Source organism: Shimia biformata (assembly GCF_016888515.1).
In the GTDB taxonomy this organism is placed as follows: Bacteria; Pseudomonadota; Alphaproteobacteria; order Rhodobacterales; family Rhodobacteraceae; genus Shimia_A; species Shimia_A biformata.
This window is the reverse complement of record NZ_JAFEJK010000001.1, coordinates 93,634-110,898: the sequence shown is the minus strand read 5'-3', so window position 1 is coordinate 110,898 and position 17,265 is coordinate 93,634. Positions and strand designations below refer to the sequence as shown.

Genomic DNA, 17,265 nt, shown 5'->3' with positions numbered 1-17,265 from the left:
AACTAGTGAACGACCTCGTCGTCGCTGCTTTCCTCACCCTTGAAGAAGGGCGTCATCTGCGCCACCACGACCGAATTTTCATCCAGCGCGCGCTGCATCAACTCGCGTTCGTCGCTTTCGATCTCGTGGCCCTGGGCCTCGCGCTCTTCGATCGTGCCATAACCGGTGACGTCCAGCGGTGCCAGGTCGGCCTGTTTCAGGATCGCGACGGTTTCACGCACGGCTTCGCCCTCGTCCACGCCACTGGCATAGATCATCAAAGCGGCACCGGTTGCGCCATCTGGCAGGCCGTCGCCCTCTTTGCGCCCAACCTGGACGAGAAGGGTATAGACTTGTTGGCGAGAGGGTTTCTTTTCCTTGGTCATGGGCACGGGCAATATCGGGCGCGGTCGGCCCGGTCAACAGAGTCAGAACGCACCCATGGCCAATCCCGCGCCCATCGCCTGCCCAAGATCGCGGCACCGGGCCAGGTCAGCTTCGGCTATGGTCTTGGGGGCCAGGATTTCTTCGGTTGTTTGTGCACGGGTGCAAACGATCATCGGCGGTTGGACCGCTTTCAACCGCCAGCCGGTGGCGATGCGCGCCGCCTGCCGCGCTGCGTTTTCGCCATCTGACCCGGCGCAGATCATCAACGCATATGGGCGGCCTTCGATCCGCCCCAACACGGGATAGTAGCTGCGGTCGAAAAACTCTTTCATCGTGCCGGATAGCGCGGCGAGGTTTTCCGGGGCGCAGAAGAGATAGCCGTCAGCGTCCAAAAGATCGTCCGGGCCGGCCGTGCTGGCTTCTAGAAGCACGGTTTCCGTTTCGCCCAGCGATCCGTCTCGGGCGGCCTCGGCCATCTGCCGGCTGCCGCCCGTACGCGAATGATAAACGATCAGAAGCCGGGCCACGGCGTCCCCTTTGGCGCTGTCGGATCAGTCGCGCAACAGCTCGTTGATGCCGGTCTTGGAGCGGGTTTTCTCATCCACGCGCTTCACGATCACCGCGCAATAAAGGTTGATACCGTTCTTCGAAGGCATGGAACCTGCGACGACCACGGAATAGGGCGGAACTTCGCCATACATGACTTCACCGGTTTCGCGGTCGACGATCTTGGTGGACTTGCCGATGAAAACGCCCATGCCGAGGACCGAGCCCTCGCGCACGATGCAGCCTTCGACCACTTCCGAACGCGCGCCGATAAAGCAGTTGTCTTCGATGATGGTCGGTCCGGCCTGCATCGGTTCAAGCACACCGCCGATGCCGACGCCACCCGACAGGTGGACGTTCTTGCCGATCTGGGCACAGGAACCGACGGTTGCCCACGTGTCAACCATGGTGCCCTCGTCGACATAGGCGCCGAGGTTCACGAAGGACGGCATCAACACGACACCCGGCGCGATATAGGCCGATTTGCGCACAACACAGTTGGGAACCGCACGGAAACCAGCCGCTTTCCATTGGTTGTCACCCCAGCCCTTGAACTTGCTGTCGACCTTGTCCCACCAACCGGACCCCTGCGGTCCACCGTCCTGCTGTTCCATGTCCTTGATGCGGAAGCCAAGAAGCACTGCTTTCTTGGCCCATTGGTTCACATGCCAGTCACCGCTTTCCAGCTTTTCCGCCACGCGCAGGGTGCCGCTGTCCAGAGCGTTCAGCGTGTCCTCGATGGCATCGCGAGTTTCGCCGGTGGTGGTTGGCGTAATCGTGTCACGGGCGTCCCATGCGGCTTCGATGGCGGCTTCAAGCTGGGCGTTGGACATGTCGGGGCTCCGATATTCGGTCAAAAAATGGGTTCGGCAAGCCGTATAGGGGCTGAGGCGGTTTCGCGCAATGTGGCGTTTTGCAGTTCAGCTCAGGACAAAGTCAGCGCGCAAGAGCCCAGCGCGTCCATCTCCACCTCGATCACATTGCCCGCTTCGACCCAGATTGTCTGGACGACCGAGCCAAGCGTGACGATCTCACCCGCGCGCAGGGGCTTACCGCGTGCGATCTGATGACGAGCCAGCCAGGACAGGGCGGCAAGCGGGTGGCCAAGGATGTCCGCGCCGATCCCTTCCCCGACCAGACCACCGTTGACAAGCATCCGCCCGGTGATGCGGTCCATCTTCATCGGATCCATGCGCACCGGCTTGCTCAGCACACATCCAGCATTGAAGAAATTGTCCGATACCAGAGACGGCGTCGCCACCTTGCGGAAATCGGTCCAGCGTTGGTCCACCAGTTCGATACTGGCCATGGCCTTGTCGACGAAGGGAGCCACGTTTGCGATATCGTCATTGGGAAGCTCAACAATGTCCCGCGCGAGGGTCACCGCGATTTCACATTCCACACCGGGGCGGCACAGGCGACTGCGCGGAAAGCTGGCTTCGCCCGTAAAGACGGTTGCGGCAAACATGGCGCCGGAACAGGGATGCGGGATCTGCATGTATTCCTGCATCACCTTGGTCGTACAGCCGATCTTGTGTCCGACAATGCCGCCCATACCCGCGCCGCTGAGTGACCGGTTCAGAGCGTCCTGAACCGCATAGGCCGTGTCCAGATCCGGCGGGGCCACCGTGTCTGGCAGCTTGTCCAGCGGTTTCGCTGTCAGGCGAACCTGTTTCAAAAGCCCGGCGGCAATGGTTTCCATGGTTTCAGACATGATGCGACGATACAGTCCGATTCAGTTCGGTCAAACGATCATTCAAAGGGATCGGGCGCGATATTGCCGCCGCACACCAGAACCGCGACCCGTTCACCGGGGGCAGGCACATATGCACCCGAGATCAGCGCAGCCAATGCGGTTGCCCCGCCGGGTTCGACCAACAGCCGACGTTCGCGCCACAGCATCTTCTGTGCCGCGCAAATGGCGTCGTCGGCGACCAGAACCGAAGCCCCAAGTGCGTGCTGTGCAAGATCGAAACAGATCGACCCGATGCGTTTTGCCCCGAGAGAATTCGCAGCAACGCCCGCGACCTCGACATCGACTGGCTCGCCTGCCGCGATCGCGGCATTGAGGGCACAGGATGTTTCCGGTTCAACGGCCACGATCTTTTTGGTCGTGCCGAACCAGCCCAATGCGCCCGCGATCAGCCCGCCGCCGCCGACAGCGATCAGCACCGTGTCGGCTTGAAGCCCCTGTTCCTGCCACTCCAACGCGCAGGTGCCCTGGCCCGCCACCGTGCCGGGTGCGTCATAGGCGTGAATCTGCATGGCGCCGGTTTCGGCCTCGTAACGGCGGGCGGCCTCTAATGCGTTGGCATAGGCCCCCGGTGTCACCACAAGATCGGCGCCAAGTCGCTCAATCAGGGCGATTTTTGAGGGGCCTGCCATTTCGGGCACGTAAATGCGCGCCTTGTGACCAAGTTGCCGGGCGGCATAAGCCACCGCCGCGCCGTGATTGCCACCCGAGGCCGCAACCAACCCCGCTTGCGGCACATCCGACGACAACAGCGTATTGAACGCGCCGCGTGCCTTGAAGCTGCCGGTATGTTGCAGCTGTTCCAGCTTCATCTCGATTGGAAAGCCCAGACCAAAGCCGTCAACCGACAGGGCGGGCGTCCTGACGACATGTCCGGCGATCCGGTTCGCGGCACCTGAAATCTCGGCGGCCCAGGTCATTTCACACCTCTGTCACTGGTCTTGGTCAGACGAAACCTATAGCTGTGGGAAACACGCGCAAGCAAGGAAGATGATGATGCATGACGACCGCCTGAGCCCGTTCCGCGACGCCCATACCGACCGGCAGACTGCCCAGCATATCCCCGACACGCCCCAGACCCGTGCCCCGGCTTATCGCCTTGCCTTCGCGGATGACGATTTCCTCTGCCGGGACGAGTTGCGGCCGGTGCGTTTGCAGCTGGAACTGTTGAAACCGCAAATGTGGTTGGATGAAAAAGGCGTCGAAAGCACGATTGTCCTCTTTGGTGGTGCGCGTATTCCTGAGCCGGCTAAAAAAGACACGGCGCGGACGCGCACCCTGGCCGACCTGTCGAAATACTATGAAGAGGCACGAAAGTTCGCCGAGTTGATGACGGTTCGCAGCCTGGATACAGGCGGGCGTCAGAATGTCATCGTCACCGGGGGTGGCCCCGGTGTGATGGAGGCGGGCAACCGAGGCGCGGCGGATGCAGGTGGGGTGTCAATCGGGTTGAATATCGTCCTGCCGCATGAACAGGCGCCGAATGAATACGTGACGCCCGACCTGTGCTTCAATTTCCACTACTTTGCGATCCGCAAGATGCACTTCCTGATGCGGGCGCGGGCAATTTGTGTCTTCCCGGGCGGTTTCGGCACGCTGGACGAAACCTTTGAATCGCTCACCCTGATTCAGACCGGCCGGATGGAACGTGTGCCGTTCCTGCTGTTTGGCCGCGCGTTCTGGGAGAAGATCATCAACTGGGAGGCGCTGGCCGATGCCGGAACCATCTCGGAGGATGACCTGGATCTGTTCCGCTTTGTCGAAACCGCAGAAGAGGCGATCGAAGTGATCGACACCTGGGGCGATACGGCGAAGCGATCGGATATTCCCGGACGCTAGGTCCGCAAGTCAGGCAAGATCGGCGGGAAGGATACCCAGTTCGCCACCGCCGATCAGCGAGGTCAGGATCTGCGATTCGCCAACTTCCTTGATCGCGTAGCCATAGCCTGCCAGACGGAATTTCCATTCACGCTTGGACAGCGCCATGGCGCGTTCACGCTGAAGAACGCTCAGAACCGGTGCGTCGATTGCGCCGCGAAGAATACCTGCTTGTGCCATTTTCAAATTTCCTTTTGATCTGCGTTTTGTCCGCAGATTGGAAACTGATTGTTGAACAAGGCGGGATTTGCCCAGAATTGCGAAAAAATCTGGGCAGGGTTGCGCGATTGTTTCTGTTTCGTGGCCGTGGTGAAAAAGCGATCAGGCGCGCAGAGCTTCTGCTGGCCGCATGAACCCGGTATCGACACCGCGCCAGTTGGTGATTTTGGGGGCAAGATACATTTGCGCGAGCGGGTGGGCCGGGTCGAGAACGCCGAGCCGGACCAGGATTGCAGCGATCGCGCATTCGGCCCCGCGCGTGGTGCCATCAGCGATCTTCAGCGCCACACCCAGCTTCTTTTCCGGGATGATGGCGATGAAATAGGCCTCGGCCCCGGTCTTGACGGCAACCTTGTGATCCATCGCACGCATCAGATTGGTGCAGCAGCGCCCTTCGCCGGCGACCAGTTCCGGGTAGGTCGCCATCGCGTGGTGCAGACGTGAGGCGGCGGACTGGCGGGCGTCGCCATCTGGATTGGCGGCGGCGAAGAACGCCATCGCGCGGGCCATGCCATGCAACGTTGTTGCAAAGTTCGGGGCCGAACATCCGTCGATGCCGTAGCCGGGGCTGTCCTCTTGAGTGACCTCTTCGAAGGCGGCTTTGCAGGCTTTCTGAACCGGGTGATCAAGGTCGATATATTCGGGTCCGGCGCCAAGATGCCGGGTCAGGGTCAGGAACCCGGCATGTTTGCCGGAACAGTTGTTGTGCACCTGACAGACGGGTTTTCCGTCGCGGATCAGTCGCTCCATTTCATTCGGGTCGCGCGGCTCTTGCGGTCCGCAACGCAGATCGTCATCGCCAAGTCCAAGGTCGGAAAGCCAGGCGTTGACCGGGTCGCGGTGGATCGCGGCGCCATTGTGCGATGCACAGGCGAGCGCCAGTTGGCGGTCCGTCAGGCCAAAAGCATCAGCTGCGCCGCTTTCTAGAAGGGGCAGGGCCTGTAGCATCTTGGACGAGGACCGGGGCAGGACCACCGCCATCGGATCGCCCCAGGCATGGACGATCTGACCTGTATCATCACAGACCACCGCCTGTCCCAGATGTACGCTTTCCAGGAAAGGACCGCGCCAGATTTCGACCATGGGAACCGCTGAACACATCGTATTACTCATTTTTGTTGGGCATCGCAGGCAAATTCATGCCAACGGGTCTTTCACCCGTCATAACTTCTGGGATAGTGTTCGGCCATCGGGTAGAAAACGTCCACCCAAAAAAAACGCCTGCGAGAACGGGCCGGGGGACATTGAAATTGAGGCAACATCAGCTGGAGGCTGTTGATTATGGGACTTCTCGGACAGGGATTTCGACTTGGTGCGCTGGGTATCGGTGCGACCGTCGCCATGTTCGCCGGACTGACCGCAACCGAGGCGGCGGCGCAAGAGGGGGCCACCACGCCCTGCACCAGCCACGTCACCGACTGGAGCGTCTGCGTCGCGCAGGAGCCCAAGGAGTGCTGGGCGGTCACGACATACAAGGAAAGCGTGAACACCAAGGAAGGCCGTGTTGTCGCGGTGCGTCGCGGTGATATCCTGTTCATGGTCTTCTTCCGCCCCGATGCCGGGGTGAAGGGGCAGATCGGTTTCACTGGCGGGTATCCTTTTGCGCCGAATTCGACCGTCAGCATGGATATCGACGGCACAAAGTTCGAATTGTTCACTGAAGGTGAGTGGGCCTGGCCTGCATCGGCTTCGGATGACGCCAAGATTGTTGCGGCACTGAAACGTGGGTCGAGCGCGGTGATGACGGCGCGCAGCGCGCGCGGAACCAAGACCGAGGACACTTTCTCGCTTCTCGGGTTCACGGCCGCCTATGACGAAGCCGAAAAACGCTGCAGCTAGGGTAACCGGCGGACCTCTGCCAAGGTCCTGTTAATGCCACATCGCTACCACGGGGGAGACCGGCCGGGGCAATCCGGCCGGCGAAACCGATAGGGGCGATGGATGATGTTGGATCATCAAAATGGCGCGAAGCAGGGGGCTGTGACGGGTCTGCTTTCCGGGACATTGGTTCTGACCCGTGACGGTGAAAAACCGGCAGAGACCCTGCGCCCAGGAGACATGGTAACGACGCGCGACAGCGGGTACGTCTCGTTGCGCTGGATCGGAGCCTCCGAGTGGGATGCGCATGTCGCTGCGCGGGCTGAATATGCGCCGGTCAGGATTCCGCGCGGCGCTCTTGGGCGTGGGATGCCCGAGCGGGATCTGTACGTTGCCCCGGATCACCGGATATGGCTGCGCGATCCGTCGTTTTCGATGCATTTCAGAGCGCGCGAGGTCTTGATCCCCGCCCGCCATCTGGTCGGCTGGAAGGGTATCGAACAGGTTGGCTATGTCCCAGCACCTGTTTATGTCCATCTGCTGTTTGACCGTCACGAGATCGTCTTTGCCGACGGGATGCAATGTGAAAGCCATCACCCCGACCAGGATGCTTCCGTTTTTGCCGATGGTCAGAGCGACGCTATGTCGGCTCTGTTTCCCGGCCTTCTGTCCCTGTGCAGTCGGGGCGCCCCCGCCAGGATCAGTCTTGACCGAAATGCCGCTAAACTGGCGTTGAAGTCGAAATTTGCGGCCTGAGAGCCCAAGACCAGCGTCACCACCCGCTTGCGGCCACACTGTTTGCATCTGCGTTGAAATGCTATATCTGACGCGTCTGGTTCTTTCGGAGTGAGCCCATGACCGCTGGCGCCCCAAAAAATGCTCCTGTCACGCAGGACGTGCTGACCCTTCCCCGCAAGCTGCCCGAGGGCGGCAAGATCAACCTTGTCGGGTTGACGCGAGAGAAGATGCGTGAGGTTCTTATCGAACACGGCACGCCCGAGAAACAGGCCAAGATGCGGGTCGGACAGATCTGGCAATGGATCTATCAGTGGGGCGTGCGCGACTTTTCCGAAATGACCAACCTGGCCAAGGCTTATCGCGCCGAACTGGACAAGGTGTTCTCGATCGAGATCCCCGAGGTGGTGTCGAAACAGGTCTCTGCCGACGGCACCCGCAAATATCTGGTCAAGATCGCTGGCGGCCACGAGGTCGAGGTCGTCTATATTCCCGAAGAGGATCGCGGCACGCTGTGTGTCTCGTCGCAAGTGGGTTGCACCCTGACCTGCTCATTCTGTCACACGGGCACGCAAAAACTTGTCAGAAACCTGACGGCGGGTGAGATCATCGGTCAGGTGATGATGGCGCGGGACGATCTTGAGGAATGGCCGACCCCCGGCGCGCCGAAGGACGAAACCCGGCTGCTTTCCAACATTGTCCTGATGGGCATGGGTGAGCCGCTTTACAATTTCGACAACGTGCGCGACGCGATGAAAATCGCGATGGATGCCGAGGGCATCCAGCTGTCGCGCCGTCGGATCACCTTGTCGACTTCCGGCGTCGTGCCCGAAATTGCCCGCACCGCCGAGGAAATCGGCTGTCAGCTGGCGATCTCTTTCCACGCGACCACGGACGAGGTGCGCGATGTTCTGGTGCCGATCAACAAGCGCTGGAACATCGACGCGCTGTGTCAGGCGCTAGCGACCTATCCCAAGGCGTCGAACTCGGAACGGATCACGTTTGAATACGTGATGCTGGACGGCGTGAATGACACCGACGAGGATGCGCATCGTTTGATCGCTTTGATCCGACAGCACAATATCCCCGCCAAGATCAACCTGATCCCGTTCAATGAATGGCCCGGTGCGCCTTACAAGAGGTCTTCAAACAACCGCATCCGCAAATTTGCCGATATCATCTACAAAGCGGGCTTTGCCTCGCCGATCCGCACCCCGAGGGGCGAAGATATCATGGCGGCCTGCGGGCAGCTGAAATCCGCGACCGAGCGGGCGCGGAAATCGAAGAAGCAGATCGAGGCCGAGGCCGGATTGGGCTGACGACTTGCCAAGCCTTTGCGGGCGCTGCATTGTTCGCAGCGACCAAAGGACCGGCCCGCTCATGCATCCCAACCCCATATTCCGTCAAACTGGCGCCGACGAAAACCTCGCATTCGCGTCCGAGCGCGGATTTGGAATGCTCGTGATCGACGGTCCGCATCTGGCGCATGTGCCTTTCGTGATCTCGGACACTGGCGACTTTGCGGAACTTCATCTTGTGCGCTCGAACCCGATTGCGCGATTGGTGAAGGGGGCAACGCCCGCGAAAATTGCGGTCAGCGGACCGGACAGCTATGTCTCGCCCGACTGGTACGGGCTCGAGGATCAGGTGCCGACGTGGAACTATGTGGCGGTGCATCTCACGGGCACGCTGTCACCCATGCCGGATGATGCGCTGCGCGGAGTGCTGGACAGGCTTTCGGCGACGTTCGAAGAGCGGCTTTTGCCAAAAACACCTTGGATGGCAGAGAAGATGCCGGAAGAGGTGCTGGCACGGATGATGCGGATGATCCAGCCTTTCCGGTTTGACATCACATCGGTCGATGGCACGTGGAAGCTGGGGCAGAACAAGCCGGATGCCGCACGCGAAGGCGCTGCCGCAGCAATGGACGGATTTGGAATCGGACAGGAAACACGGGTTTTGGCTGCGCTGATGCGGGGCGTCGCCGGAAAGGATATGTAATGATGCAATTGGTTTATGCGAGCGCCTCGCCGTTTGTGCGCAAAGTTTGCGCGACGCTTCATGAGACCGGACAAGTGGACGATGTCGACCTTCTGAACGTCAAGACAACGCCCCTGACCGTGGCGCAGGAGGCGGCGGCGGCCAACCCGTTGGGCAAGATCCCGGCGCTGATCCGGCCAGATGGACCTGCGATCTATGACAGCCGGGTGATTTGCCGCTTCCTCGACGCGCGGGCAAATGCCGGGCTCTATCCGCAAAACCGGCTGTGGGAAGTGCTGACGCTTGAGGCAACTGCCGACGGGATCATGGATGCCTCAGTCCTTGTCACCTACGAGGGACGTCTGCGCCCCGAAACTCAGCAAAGCCCGGATTGGGTCGCCGCACAGTGGGCCAAGGTCATCGGTGCGCTGGACGCGATCGAGACTCGCTGGATGAGCCACCTTTCAGGGCCACTGGACATGGGGCAGATCGCGGTAGGCTGCGCGCTGGGCTACCTCGATTTCCGTCATGATGCGCGGAACTGGCGGCATGGTCATGACGCGCTGGCTGCGTGGTATGCCGAATTCAGTCAGCGCGACAGCATGGTAAAGACTGCCCCGACAGATTAGTCAATTTATTGGTGTTAAAAGAAAAAGCCCCGGAAATCTGCTGCCGGGGCATTCTGATTTCTTTTGGCTTCAGGGTCAGAATGCCATAGACAGACCGATGTTCAGCGCGTTGGTGATAATCGGGCCCGACAGTGTGCCGCCACCGTCAAGGCTGACTTCATTGTCGGTATAGCTGAACTGATACTCGCCAAAGACGCTGAAACGGTCGTTGATGGCATAGGACACACCTGCGCCCAGTTTCGCCGCGGGGCCGGTCACCTGGTAACCATAGGTGTGCGGCGCGCCGGCATAGGTCGGCTGGATGTCGACATGGGGCATTGCGATCCCGATGCCGCCCATCACGTAAGGCGTCATGCGGCCATCCATCCACAGGCCTTTCCAGCGCCGGTGCAGGTTCAAGGTGATGATGTTGTGGCCATCGGTGAACTCGAACCGGTCGAAATCGCCCTCGGCAAGATCCGCTTCCGACGCATAGGCTTTGGCGTGGGTCAGTTCGAGACCGAACCCCCAGGCGTCATTGCGCCAATAGGTGCCACGCACACCATAGTAGGGCGGCAGGGTGAAGGATTTTCCGTCCCACGCAAACGTACCGTCATACGGGGTGCCGGCCACATCGCCGGTAAAGGTGCTGTGCGGCGAAGTCTGATACCCGCCATAAATCGCGATTTCGAATTCGGCCGCCGCCGGCCCTGCAATGGCCAAAGCGCCAAAGGCGGTGGCGCCAAGTAACTTTTTCATCTCAAAAATCCTCGCTGCCCGAAATGATCGGAATTGCAGTCTCATTACACCCGCGCCTTCTGCGGCTCAAGCGCGACACATGAACGCTGTGGCGGATTCGGTGTGATTGTATGCTGGACGCCTTGAAATGCCTCCGCTAAATAGCGGCGGGAAGGGCCAAGGGTAACTGCGGCCCCAATTCGGTATTAGGCCGGTTATGGCCGAAGAATGGAGAGAACCTCGTGTCCCACGCAGAAGATCACGAAGGCACCCGCAGAGACTTTCTCTACTACGCCACCGCTGGCGCAGGTGCAGTGACCGCTGGTGCAGCCGTCTGGCCGCTGGTCAACCAGATGAACCCTTCGGCAGACGTTCAGGCGCTGTCGTCGATCCGTGTCGACGTGTCCGGCGTTGAGCCCGGCAGCCAGCTGACCGTTAAATGGCTTGGCAAACCGGTGTTTATCCGCCGCCGCACGCAGGAAGAGATCGCCGCCGCACGTGCCGACGACAACGCCGCCCTTCCTGACCCGGATGCGCGCAACGCCAACAACCCGGGCGCTGATGGTGGTGACGGCAACCGGACGCTGCCGCCTTTTGGTGGCGCGGAAGATACTGGTGAGTGGCTTGTGATGATCGGCGTCTGTACGCACCTGGGCTGTGTGCCGCTGGGCGATGCTGGTGATTTTGGTGGTTGGTTCTGCCCTTGCCACGGCTCGCACTACGACACGTCCGGTCGTATCCGCAAAGGTCCGGCGCCTGAGAACCTCCCGGTTCCGGTTGCTGCTTTCGTCGACGAATCGACGATCAAACTGGGATAAGGAGCGCGCACATGTCCGGTATTCCTCACGATCATTACGAGCCGAAGACCCGCGGCGAAAAGTGGCTGAACAGCCGCTTGCCCATCGTCGGCCTTCTTTATGACACCCTGATGATTCCCACCCCAAAGAACCTGAACTGGTGGTGGATCTGGGGCATCGTGCTGGCCTTCTGCCTAGCACTGCAAATCGTCACCGGCATCGTCCTGGTGATGCACTACACGCCGCATGTCGACCTGGCCTTTGCGTCGATCGAACACATCATGCGCAACGTGAATGGCGGTCACATGATCCGCTATCTGCACATGAACGGCGCTTCGCTGTTCTTCTTTGCTGTCTACATCCACATGTTCCGCGGCCTTTTCTACGGGTCCTACAAGGCCCCGCGCGAGATCACGTGGATCGTCGGCATGCTGATCTATCTCCTGATGATGGCAACCGGCTTCCTGGGATACGTTCTGCCCTGGGGTCAGATGTCGTTCTGGGGTGCAACGGTTATCACCGGCCTGTTTGGTGCGATCCCGTTCATCGGGGAATCGCTGCAAGCCTGGCTTCTTGGTGGGCCCGCTGTGGACAACGCCACGCTGAACCGCTTCTTCTCGTTGCACTACCTGCTGCCCTTCGTGATTGCCGCGCTGGTCATCGTTCATATCTGGGCGTTCCACACCACGGGTAACAACAACCCGGCCGGTGTCGATGTGCGCAAGGGATCGAAGGAAGAGGCCGAGAAGGACACGCTTCCGTTCTGGCCCTATTTCGTGATCAAGGACCTGTTCGCGCTGGGTGTGGTTCTGGTTGTCTTCTTCGCCGTCGTCGGCTTCATGCCGAATTACTTCGGTCACCCCGACAACTATATCGAAGCCAACCCGCTGGCGACGCCCGCGCATATCGTTCCGGAATGGTATTACCTGCCCTTCTACGCGATCCTGCGTGCATTCACCTCGGACGTCTGGGTCGTGATGTTTGCAAGCTGGATCACCGGCGGCATTGTCGACGCCAAGTTCTTTGGGGTCCTGGCAATGTTCGGCGCGATCTTCGTCATGGCGCTGGTGCCGTGGCTGGATACCAGCCGCGTCCGTTCGGGCAAGTATCGTCCGCAGTTCAAGTGGTGGTTCTATCTTCTGGTCATCGACTTCGTCGTCTTGATGTGGGCCGGCGCGATGCCTGCCGAGCCGCCCTATTCGATCATCTCGCTGATCGGTGCGACATACTGGTTCGCCTACTTCCTGGTCATCCTGCCGATCCTCGGCGTGATCGAGAAGCCGGCAACGCCGCCAGCGACGATCGAGGACGACTTCAACGCCCATTACGGCAAACCTGCTGAATAAGAGGGAAACAGGAACATGCTTAAGAAACTTAGCATCGCTGCAATCGCCGCCCTGTCCCTGTCGGCAGGGGGCGCCATGGCCGCCGGAGACGCGGGCCATATCGAGGACGTTGACTTCTCGTTCGAGGGTCCGTTCGGCAAGTTTGACCAGAACCAGCTGCAACGCGGCCTTCAGGTCTATACCGAGGTCTGCTCGGCCTGCCACGGACTGCAATACGTGCCGATCCGCACCCTTTCGGACGAAGGTGGTCCCCACCTTCCCGCCGACCAGGTGCGTGCCTATGCCGCCCAGTTCGACATCTATGATGCCGCACTGGACGAGGATCGCCCGCGTACGCCGACCGACCATTTCCCGATGTCGGGTGTGGAAGGCGCGCCGGACCTCAGCCTGATGGCCAAGGCCCGCGCCGGGTTCCACGGTCCGCAGGGCACCGGTATCAACCAGCTGATCAAAGGCATGGGTGGCCCGGAATACATCGTCTCGATCCTGACCGGTTACACCGGCGAAGAGAAAGAAGAAGCCGGCACCACTTTCTATGAAAACACCGCCTTCCCGGGTGGCTGGATCGCCATGGCACCGCCGCTTTATGGTGAGGATGTCGAGTTTGCCGATGGTCACTCGAATTCGCTTCACCATGAAGCCGAGGATGTCGCTGCCTTCCTGATGTGGGCTGCCGAGCCCAAGATGATGGCGCGCAAGCAAGCCGGTTTCGTCGGCGTGCTTTTCCTAACCTTGCTGACGGTTCTTCTGTACCTGACGAACAAGAAGCTGTGGGCGCCGGTGAAAGGCAAGAAGCTGGATCTGTGATCCAACTCTGACCTTCTGAAATTCTGGAAAACCCCGCCGTCTGGTGGGGTTTTTCTTTTGCGATCAGCGGTCCTGAACTACTGACATGGCTGGGAGCGCAAAAAGAATGTCTGGAACCCCAGGGGCAATCGACCTAGCTTTCCGTCGAAGAGGCCGGTCGGTCTGTGACAAATTTTTATAGAAAGGGTTTCCGATGGTGCGATTTCTTTATTCCGTGGCCGCCTACCTGGTGGCAAATGCTGTCGGGCTGTTGATTGCCGCGATCCTGTTGCCGGGATTTTCGATTGGGTTCATGGCCTTTGTCGTTGCCGTGCTGATCTTTTCCGTGGTGCAGGGGGTTCTTGGGCCAGTGATCACCAAGATTTCGATGAAAAAGATGCCTCAGCTTATGGGGGGCATTTCGCTGGTCACGATCTTTATCGGCTTGTGGCTTACGTCGCTGATCGTGTCCGGCATGCAGATCGGCGGAATCTCGAACTGGCTGGCGGCGACGCTTCTGGTGTGGCTTGGCAGCCTTGTTGCGGGGATCCTGTTGCCGATTTACGTGTTCAAATCGCTGCGGGAAGGAGCGGCCAAGTAAGGTGCTGTCGGTCAGACGATCACTTCGAAACGGTCCTGCGCCCCAACATCAAAGACACGCTTGTAGCGTTGGATTTCGTCGGCTGGACCCATTGCCTTGTTCGGATTGTCCGACAGTTTTACCGTCGGGCGCCCATCTGCCGACACCGCCTTGCAGACCAGCGAGAATGGGGCCAGCGCGTCGCCGTCGGTCAGGCCACGGAAGTCGTTGGTCAACAAGGTACCCCAGCCGAATGATACCCGAACGCGGCCTGCAAACCGGCTGTGCAGTTCCAGGATCTTGTCGACATCCAGCCCATCCGAGAAAATGACCAGCTTGCGGGTTGGGTCTTCGCCGCGGTCCTGCCACCAGCGGATCGCGGCCTCGGCCCCGGTTGCCGGGTCGCCGGAATCGATGCGGATACCGGTCCAACCCGCAAGCCAGTCGGGGGCGCGTTCAAGAAAGCCCGCCGTTCCGTAGGTGTCTGGCAGGATAATACGCAAGTTTCCTTCGTGTTCTTCATGCCAGTCGGCAAGAACCTGATAGGGCGCCTGCGCCAGTGCGGTATCATCCTTGGCGAGTGCGGAATATACCATCGGCAATTCATGCGCGTTGGTGCCAATCGCCTCGATATCACGCTTCATCGCAATCAGGCAGTTCGAGGTGCCGACGAAACTGTCGCCTATGCCTTCCATCATCGCCTGAACACACCAGTCCTGCCACAGGTAGGAATGCCGCCGCCGGGTGCCGAAATCGGCAATTCGCAACCCGTCCACCCCGCGCAGACGCTCGACCTTTTGCCAAAGCTTTGTCATGGCGCGGGCATAGAGGATCTGAAGCTCGAATTTGCGCATGTCGTTCAGCACCGCCCGACCGCGCAACTCCATCAGCACCGAAAGCGCGGGAATTTCCCACAACATGACCTCATGCCATTTGCCCTCGAAGGTCAGCTCATACTGGCCGTCGCGTTTTTCCAGATGGTAATCGGGCAGGCGTAGCCCCTCGAACCACTCCATGAAATCCGAACGGAACATCTGACGCTTGCCATAGAAAGTGTTCCCGCGCAGCCATGTGCTTTCGCCGCGTGACAGGGACAGGGACCGGATATGGTCCAGCTGTTCGCGCAGTTCGCCCTCGTCGATCAGGTCGGCCAGCCGAACTTTCTTGGAGCGGTTGATCAGGCTGAAGGTCACCGTCGCGTCGGGCTTGTTGCGAAATACCGACTGGCACATCAGCAACTTGTAGAAATCATTGTCGATCAGGGACCGGACAATGGGGTCGATTTTCCACTTGTGGTTCCAGACGCGGGTGGCGATGTCGACCATGGGGTCCTCCGGGATGTGGTCGGCAAAGTGTTGCCTGCTCGCTTGCAAAGTTGCAAGCGCCCCGGCCTTTCGACCGGGGCGCAAACAAACGACGTGGGTGCTGTCAGCCCTCGCGTCGGGCCCTTATCAAGCCTATCATGATCGAGACGCACATCAGGACCAGCACGATGGCAAAGGGGAACCCGGTGGCAATGGCAGCCGCCTGAAGCGCCCCCAGTCCTCCGCCAAGCATCAGCACCACGGCGATCGCGCCTTCCAGGACACACCAGAAAACCCGCTGCGCGGTTGGCGCGTCGGTCTTGCCGCCCGCAGTGATCGTGTCGATCACAAGCGAGCCCGAGTCCGACGAGGTTACGAAGAACACGATGACCAGAATGATGCCGATGAAGGACAGGATACCCGTAAGGGGGAAGCCTTCGAACATCTTGAACATCTTCAGTTCAAGCGCCGCATCGCTGATTGCCTGACCCGAACCTCCGATCACCTGGTCCAGCGCCGCGCCGCCAAAGACCGACATCCACAATGCACCCACAATGGTCGGAATGATCAGCACGCATGTTACGAATTCCCGAATGGTGCGGCCACGCGAAATGCGCGCGATGAACATACCGACAAAGGGCGACCAGCTGATCCACCAGGCCCAATAGAACGCGGTCCAGCCTTGCAAGAAGTTGGTGTCCTCGCGGCCGACCCAATTGGACAGGGCAGGCAGGTTGACGACATAGTCCACCATGTTCGAAAAGAAGCCGGTAAAGATCGCCACAGTCGGGCCAAGAACAATAACCAAAAGCAGCAGAACCGCCGCAAGGATCATGTTGACCTCGGAAAGGCGTTTGACGCCTTTGTCCAGTCCGGCAACCACCGAAACCAGGGCCGCAGCCGTGATAAGAACAATCAAGATGACCGTGGTTCCGTCAGAGATCGGGATATCAAACAGGTAATTCAGCCCGGCCATTGCCTGGCTTGCGCCCAGACCAAGCGAGGTCGCAAGGCCGAAGATCGTGGCAAAAACCGCAAGAACATCGATCACATCGCCAACGCGACCCCAAGTTGCTTCGCCAAAAATCGGGTAGAACGCTGAGCGCATGGTCAGCGGTAGCCCGCGGTTGAAGCTGAAAAACGCCAGCGCCAGCGCGACCACCGCGTAAATCGCCCAAGGGTGCAGACCCCAATGAAAGATGGTCGCAGCCATTGCCAGCGACTGTGCGGCCTCGATGTTTCCTTCTGCGGCGCCAAGCGGCGCCCAATCCGTACGTGCCCCGGCTTCTCCAGCCACGCCGCCCATGGCGGCCCCAAAGTGCGAGATCGGCTCTGCCACGCCCCAGAACACAAGGCCAATGCCCATCCCGGCTGCAAAGAGCATCGCGAACCAACCCATGTAACTGTAGTCAGGCCCGGCATCGTCTCCGCCCAGCCGGATTTTGCCGTAGGGGGATACCACCAGGAAAAGCGAGAACAGGACAAAGATGTTGCACGCAATCATGAACACCCAGTCAAACTTGCTGGTCAGCGCGGGGCGAAGCCATCCGAAGAACGCGGTCGCCTCGTCCAGCAGCGCCAGCGAAAAGAACACGAACGCAACAATGGTCAGTCCCGAAACTGCAAACACGGGATTGTGGATATCTAAACCGAGTATTCGAACGTTGTTCTGGCCGACTTCATAGTCGGTATCTTCTTCCATTGACATGTTTCTCTCCAGATCTGTTGCACCATGCCCTTAGGGTTGGGGCATGTTCGTCACCTTGGGGTGACTGAATCTGACGGTTTTTTGCGCAGCCACGACAGAACCG

Annotated in this window: 20 protein-coding genes; 10 read left to right on the top strand and 10 right to left on the bottom strand. The window is 59.8% G+C overall.

Annotation, left to right across the window (positions count from 1 at the left end; genetic code table 11):
* Positions 1 to 2: 2 nt before the first annotated feature.
* The 5 genes from JQ863_RS00535 to JQ863_RS00515 all read right to left on the bottom strand — a co-directional run bounded on the left by JQ863_RS00535 (position 3) and on the right by JQ863_RS00515 (position 3,585).
* Positions 3 to 365 (bottom strand): hypothetical protein, encoded by a 363-nt coding sequence (locus tag JQ863_RS00535; protein WP_204112385.1) that lies wholly within the window; start codon positions 363 to 365, stop codon positions 3 to 5.
* 42 nt (positions 366 to 407) lie between these two features.
* On the bottom strand, positions 408 to 893 hold the full coding sequence (locus JQ863_RS00530) for an NAD(P)H-dependent oxidoreductase (protein ID WP_204112384.1): 486 nt from the start codon (positions 891 to 893) through the stop codon (positions 408 to 410).
* Between the two features lie 24 nt (positions 894 to 917).
* Positions 918 to 1,745, bottom strand: coding sequence for a 2,3,4,5-tetrahydropyridine-2,6-dicarboxylate N-succinyltransferase (dapD, locus tag JQ863_RS00525; RefSeq protein ID WP_204112383.1), 828 nt, complete (start codon positions 1,743 to 1,745; stop codon positions 918 to 920).
* Positions 1,746 to 1,837: 92 nt separating this feature from the next.
* Entirely contained in the window at positions 1,838 to 2,626 is a 789-nt protein-coding gene (locus JQ863_RS00520) for a 2-keto-4-pentenoate hydratase (protein ID WP_204112382.1), read from the bottom strand.
* A 38-nt stretch (positions 2,627 to 2,664) separates the two neighbouring features.
* Entirely contained in the window at positions 2,665 to 3,585 is a 921-nt protein-coding gene (locus JQ863_RS00515) for a threonine/serine dehydratase (RefSeq protein WP_204112381.1), read from the bottom strand.
* Between the two features lie 76 nt (positions 3,586 to 3,661).
* Between JQ863_RS00515 and JQ863_RS00510 the strand changes: the two genes are divergently transcribed.
* Positions 3,662 to 4,504, top strand: coding sequence for an LOG family protein (locus JQ863_RS00510; RefSeq protein WP_204112380.1), 843 nt, complete (start codon positions 3,662 to 3,664; stop codon positions 4,502 to 4,504).
* Positions 4,505 to 4,513: 9 nt separating this feature from the next.
* Here JQ863_RS00510 and JQ863_RS00505 read toward each other — a convergent pair whose 3' ends face one another.
* A complete protein-coding gene (locus JQ863_RS00505; RefSeq protein WP_204112379.1) occupies positions 4,514 to 4,723 on the bottom strand; it encodes a hypothetical protein in 210 nt (69 codons plus the stop codon).
* A 141-nt stretch (positions 4,724 to 4,864) separates the two neighbouring features.
* On the bottom strand, positions 4,865 to 5,863 hold the full coding sequence (locus JQ863_RS00500; RefSeq protein WP_204115010.1) for an asparaginase: 999 nt from the start codon (positions 5,861 to 5,863) through the stop codon (positions 4,865 to 4,867).
* A gap of 180 nt (positions 5,864 to 6,043) precedes the next feature.
* Here JQ863_RS00500 and JQ863_RS00495 point away from each other — a divergent pair, with 180 nt between their 5' ends.
* The 5 genes from JQ863_RS00495 (at position 6,044) to JQ863_RS00475 (ending at position 9,924) form a co-directional block, all read left to right on the top strand.
* Positions 6,044 to 6,601, top strand: coding sequence for an invasion associated locus B family protein (locus JQ863_RS00495; RefSeq protein WP_420826198.1), 558 nt, complete (start codon positions 6,044 to 6,046; stop codon positions 6,599 to 6,601).
* A 105-nt stretch (positions 6,602 to 6,706) separates the two neighbouring features.
* The gene (locus JQ863_RS00490; RefSeq protein ID WP_204112378.1) at positions 6,707 to 7,336 is read left to right on the top strand and encodes a Hint domain-containing protein; all 630 of its coding nucleotides are present in this window, start codon (positions 6,707 to 6,709) and stop codon (positions 7,334 to 7,336) included.
* 98 nt (positions 7,337 to 7,434) lie between these two features.
* Positions 7,435 to 8,634: a dual-specificity RNA methyltransferase RlmN gene (gene rlmN, locus JQ863_RS00485; RefSeq protein ID WP_204112377.1), complete on the top strand. Its 1,200-nt coding sequence runs from the start codon at positions 7,435 to 7,437 to the stop codon at positions 8,632 to 8,634.
* 61 nt (positions 8,635 to 8,695) lie between these two features.
* A complete protein-coding gene (locus JQ863_RS00480) occupies positions 8,696 to 9,316 on the top strand; it encodes an FMN-binding negative transcriptional regulator (RefSeq protein WP_204112376.1) in 621 nt (206 codons plus the stop codon).
* Between the two features lie 2 nt (positions 9,317 to 9,318).
* Positions 9,319 to 9,924: a glutathione S-transferase gene (locus tag JQ863_RS00475; protein ID WP_204115008.1), complete on the top strand. Its 606-nt coding sequence runs from the start codon at positions 9,319 to 9,321 to the stop codon at positions 9,922 to 9,924.
* A gap of 75 nt (positions 9,925 to 9,999) precedes the next feature.
* Here JQ863_RS00475 and JQ863_RS00470 read toward each other — a convergent pair whose 3' ends face one another.
* Positions 10,000 to 10,662, bottom strand: a complete 663-nt coding sequence (locus tag JQ863_RS00470; RefSeq protein ID WP_204112375.1) for an outer membrane protein — start codon at positions 10,660 to 10,662, stop codon at positions 10,000 to 10,002.
* Between the two features lie 221 nt (positions 10,663 to 10,883).
* Here JQ863_RS00470 and petA point away from each other — a divergent pair, with 221 nt between their 5' ends.
* The 4 genes from petA to JQ863_RS00450 all read left to right on the top strand — a co-directional run bounded on the left by petA (position 10,884) and on the right by JQ863_RS00450 (position 14,171).
* On the top strand, positions 10,884 to 11,459 hold the full coding sequence (gene petA / locus JQ863_RS00465) for a ubiquinol-cytochrome c reductase iron-sulfur subunit (protein WP_204112374.1): 576 nt from the start codon (positions 10,884 to 10,886) through the stop codon (positions 11,457 to 11,459).
* Positions 11,460 to 11,470: 11 nt separating this feature from the next.
* On the top strand, positions 11,471 to 12,784 hold the full coding sequence (petB, locus tag JQ863_RS00460; protein ID WP_204112373.1) for a cytochrome b: 1,314 nt from the start codon (positions 11,471 to 11,473) through the stop codon (positions 12,782 to 12,784).
* A gap of 15 nt (positions 12,785 to 12,799) precedes the next feature.
* Positions 12,800 to 13,591, top strand: coding sequence for a cytochrome c1 (locus JQ863_RS00455; RefSeq protein ID WP_204112372.1), 792 nt, complete (start codon positions 12,800 to 12,802; stop codon positions 13,589 to 13,591).
* Positions 13,592 to 13,784: 193 nt separating this feature from the next.
* Positions 13,785 to 14,171 carry a phage holin family protein gene (locus tag JQ863_RS00450; protein ID WP_204112371.1) on the top strand — a complete coding sequence of 129 codons (387 nt, stop codon included), beginning with the start codon at positions 13,785 to 13,787 and terminating at the stop codon, positions 14,169 to 14,171.
* Positions 14,172 to 14,182: 11 nt separating this feature from the next.
* On the opposite strand, the gene pncB is transcribed toward JQ863_RS00450, so the two are convergent.
* Positions 14,183 to 15,475 carry a nicotinate phosphoribosyltransferase gene (gene pncB, locus JQ863_RS00445; RefSeq protein WP_204112370.1) on the bottom strand — a complete coding sequence of 431 codons (1,293 nt, stop codon included), beginning with the start codon at positions 15,473 to 15,475 and terminating at the stop codon, positions 14,183 to 14,185.
* Between the two features lie 103 nt (positions 15,476 to 15,578).
* A complete protein-coding gene (locus tag JQ863_RS00440) occupies positions 15,579 to 17,162 on the bottom strand; it encodes a BCCT family transporter (RefSeq protein ID WP_204112369.1) in 1,584 nt (527 codons plus the stop codon).
* Positions 17,163 to 17,265 lie beyond the last annotated feature (103 nt).

Bases quoted from the DNA above. Each gene is read 5' to 3' on its own strand.
- pncB (WP_204112370.1), bottom strand. From the start codon at position 15,475: ATGGTCGACATCGCCACCCGCGTCTGGAACCACAAGTGGAAAATCGAC.
- dapD (WP_204112383.1), bottom strand. From the start codon at position 1,745: ATGTCCAACGCCCAGCTTGAAGCCGCCATCGAAGCCGCATGGGACGCC.
- JQ863_RS00480 (WP_204112376.1), top strand. From the start codon at position 8,696: ATGCATCCCAACCCCATATTCCGTCAAACTGGCGCCGACGAAAACCTC.
- JQ863_RS00500 (WP_204115010.1), bottom strand. From the start codon at position 5,863: ATGTGTTCAGCGGTTCCCATGGTCGAAATCTGGCGCGGTCCTTTCCTG.
- JQ863_RS00450 (WP_204112371.1), top strand. From the start codon at position 13,785: ATGGTGCGATTTCTTTATTCCGTGGCCGCCTACCTGGTGGCAAATGCT.
- JQ863_RS00510 (WP_204112380.1), top strand. From the start codon at position 3,662: ATGCATGACGACCGCCTGAGCCCGTTCCGCGACGCCCATACCGACCGG.
- JQ863_RS00455 (WP_204112372.1), top strand. From the start codon at position 12,800: ATGCTTAAGAAACTTAGCATCGCTGCAATCGCCGCCCTGTCCCTGTCG.
- JQ863_RS00520 (WP_204112382.1), bottom strand. From the start codon at position 2,626: ATGTCTGAAACCATGGAAACCATTGCCGCCGGGCTTTTGAAACAGGTT.
- JQ863_RS00535 (WP_204112385.1), bottom strand. From the start codon at position 365: ATGACCAAGGAAAAGAAACCCTCTCGCCAACAAGTCTATACCCTTCTC.
- JQ863_RS00440 (WP_204112369.1), bottom strand. From the start codon at position 17,162: ATGTCAATGGAAGAAGATACCGACTATGAAGTCGGCCAGAACAACGTT.
- JQ863_RS00475 (WP_204115008.1), top strand. From the start codon at position 9,319: ATGCAATTGGTTTATGCGAGCGCCTCGCCGTTTGTGCGCAAAGTTTGC.
- JQ863_RS00505 (WP_204112379.1), bottom strand. From the start codon at position 4,723: ATGGCACAAGCAGGTATTCTTCGCGGCGCAATCGACGCACCGGTTCTG.
- JQ863_RS00490 (WP_204112378.1), top strand. From the start codon at position 6,707: ATGTTGGATCATCAAAATGGCGCGAAGCAGGGGGCTGTGACGGGTCTG.
- JQ863_RS00495 (WP_420826198.1), top strand. From the start codon at position 6,044: ATGGGACTTCTCGGACAGGGATTTCGACTTGGTGCGCTGGGTATCGGT.
- JQ863_RS00515 (WP_204112381.1), bottom strand. From the start codon at position 3,585: ATGACCTGGGCCGCCGAGATTTCAGGTGCCGCGAACCGGATCGCCGGA.
- petB (WP_204112373.1), top strand. From the start codon at position 11,471: ATGTCCGGTATTCCTCACGATCATTACGAGCCGAAGACCCGCGGCGAA.
- JQ863_RS00470 (WP_204112375.1), bottom strand. From the start codon at position 10,662: ATGAAAAAGTTACTTGGCGCCACCGCCTTTGGCGCTTTGGCCATTGCA.
- rlmN (WP_204112377.1), top strand. From the start codon at position 7,435: ATGACCGCTGGCGCCCCAAAAAATGCTCCTGTCACGCAGGACGTGCTG.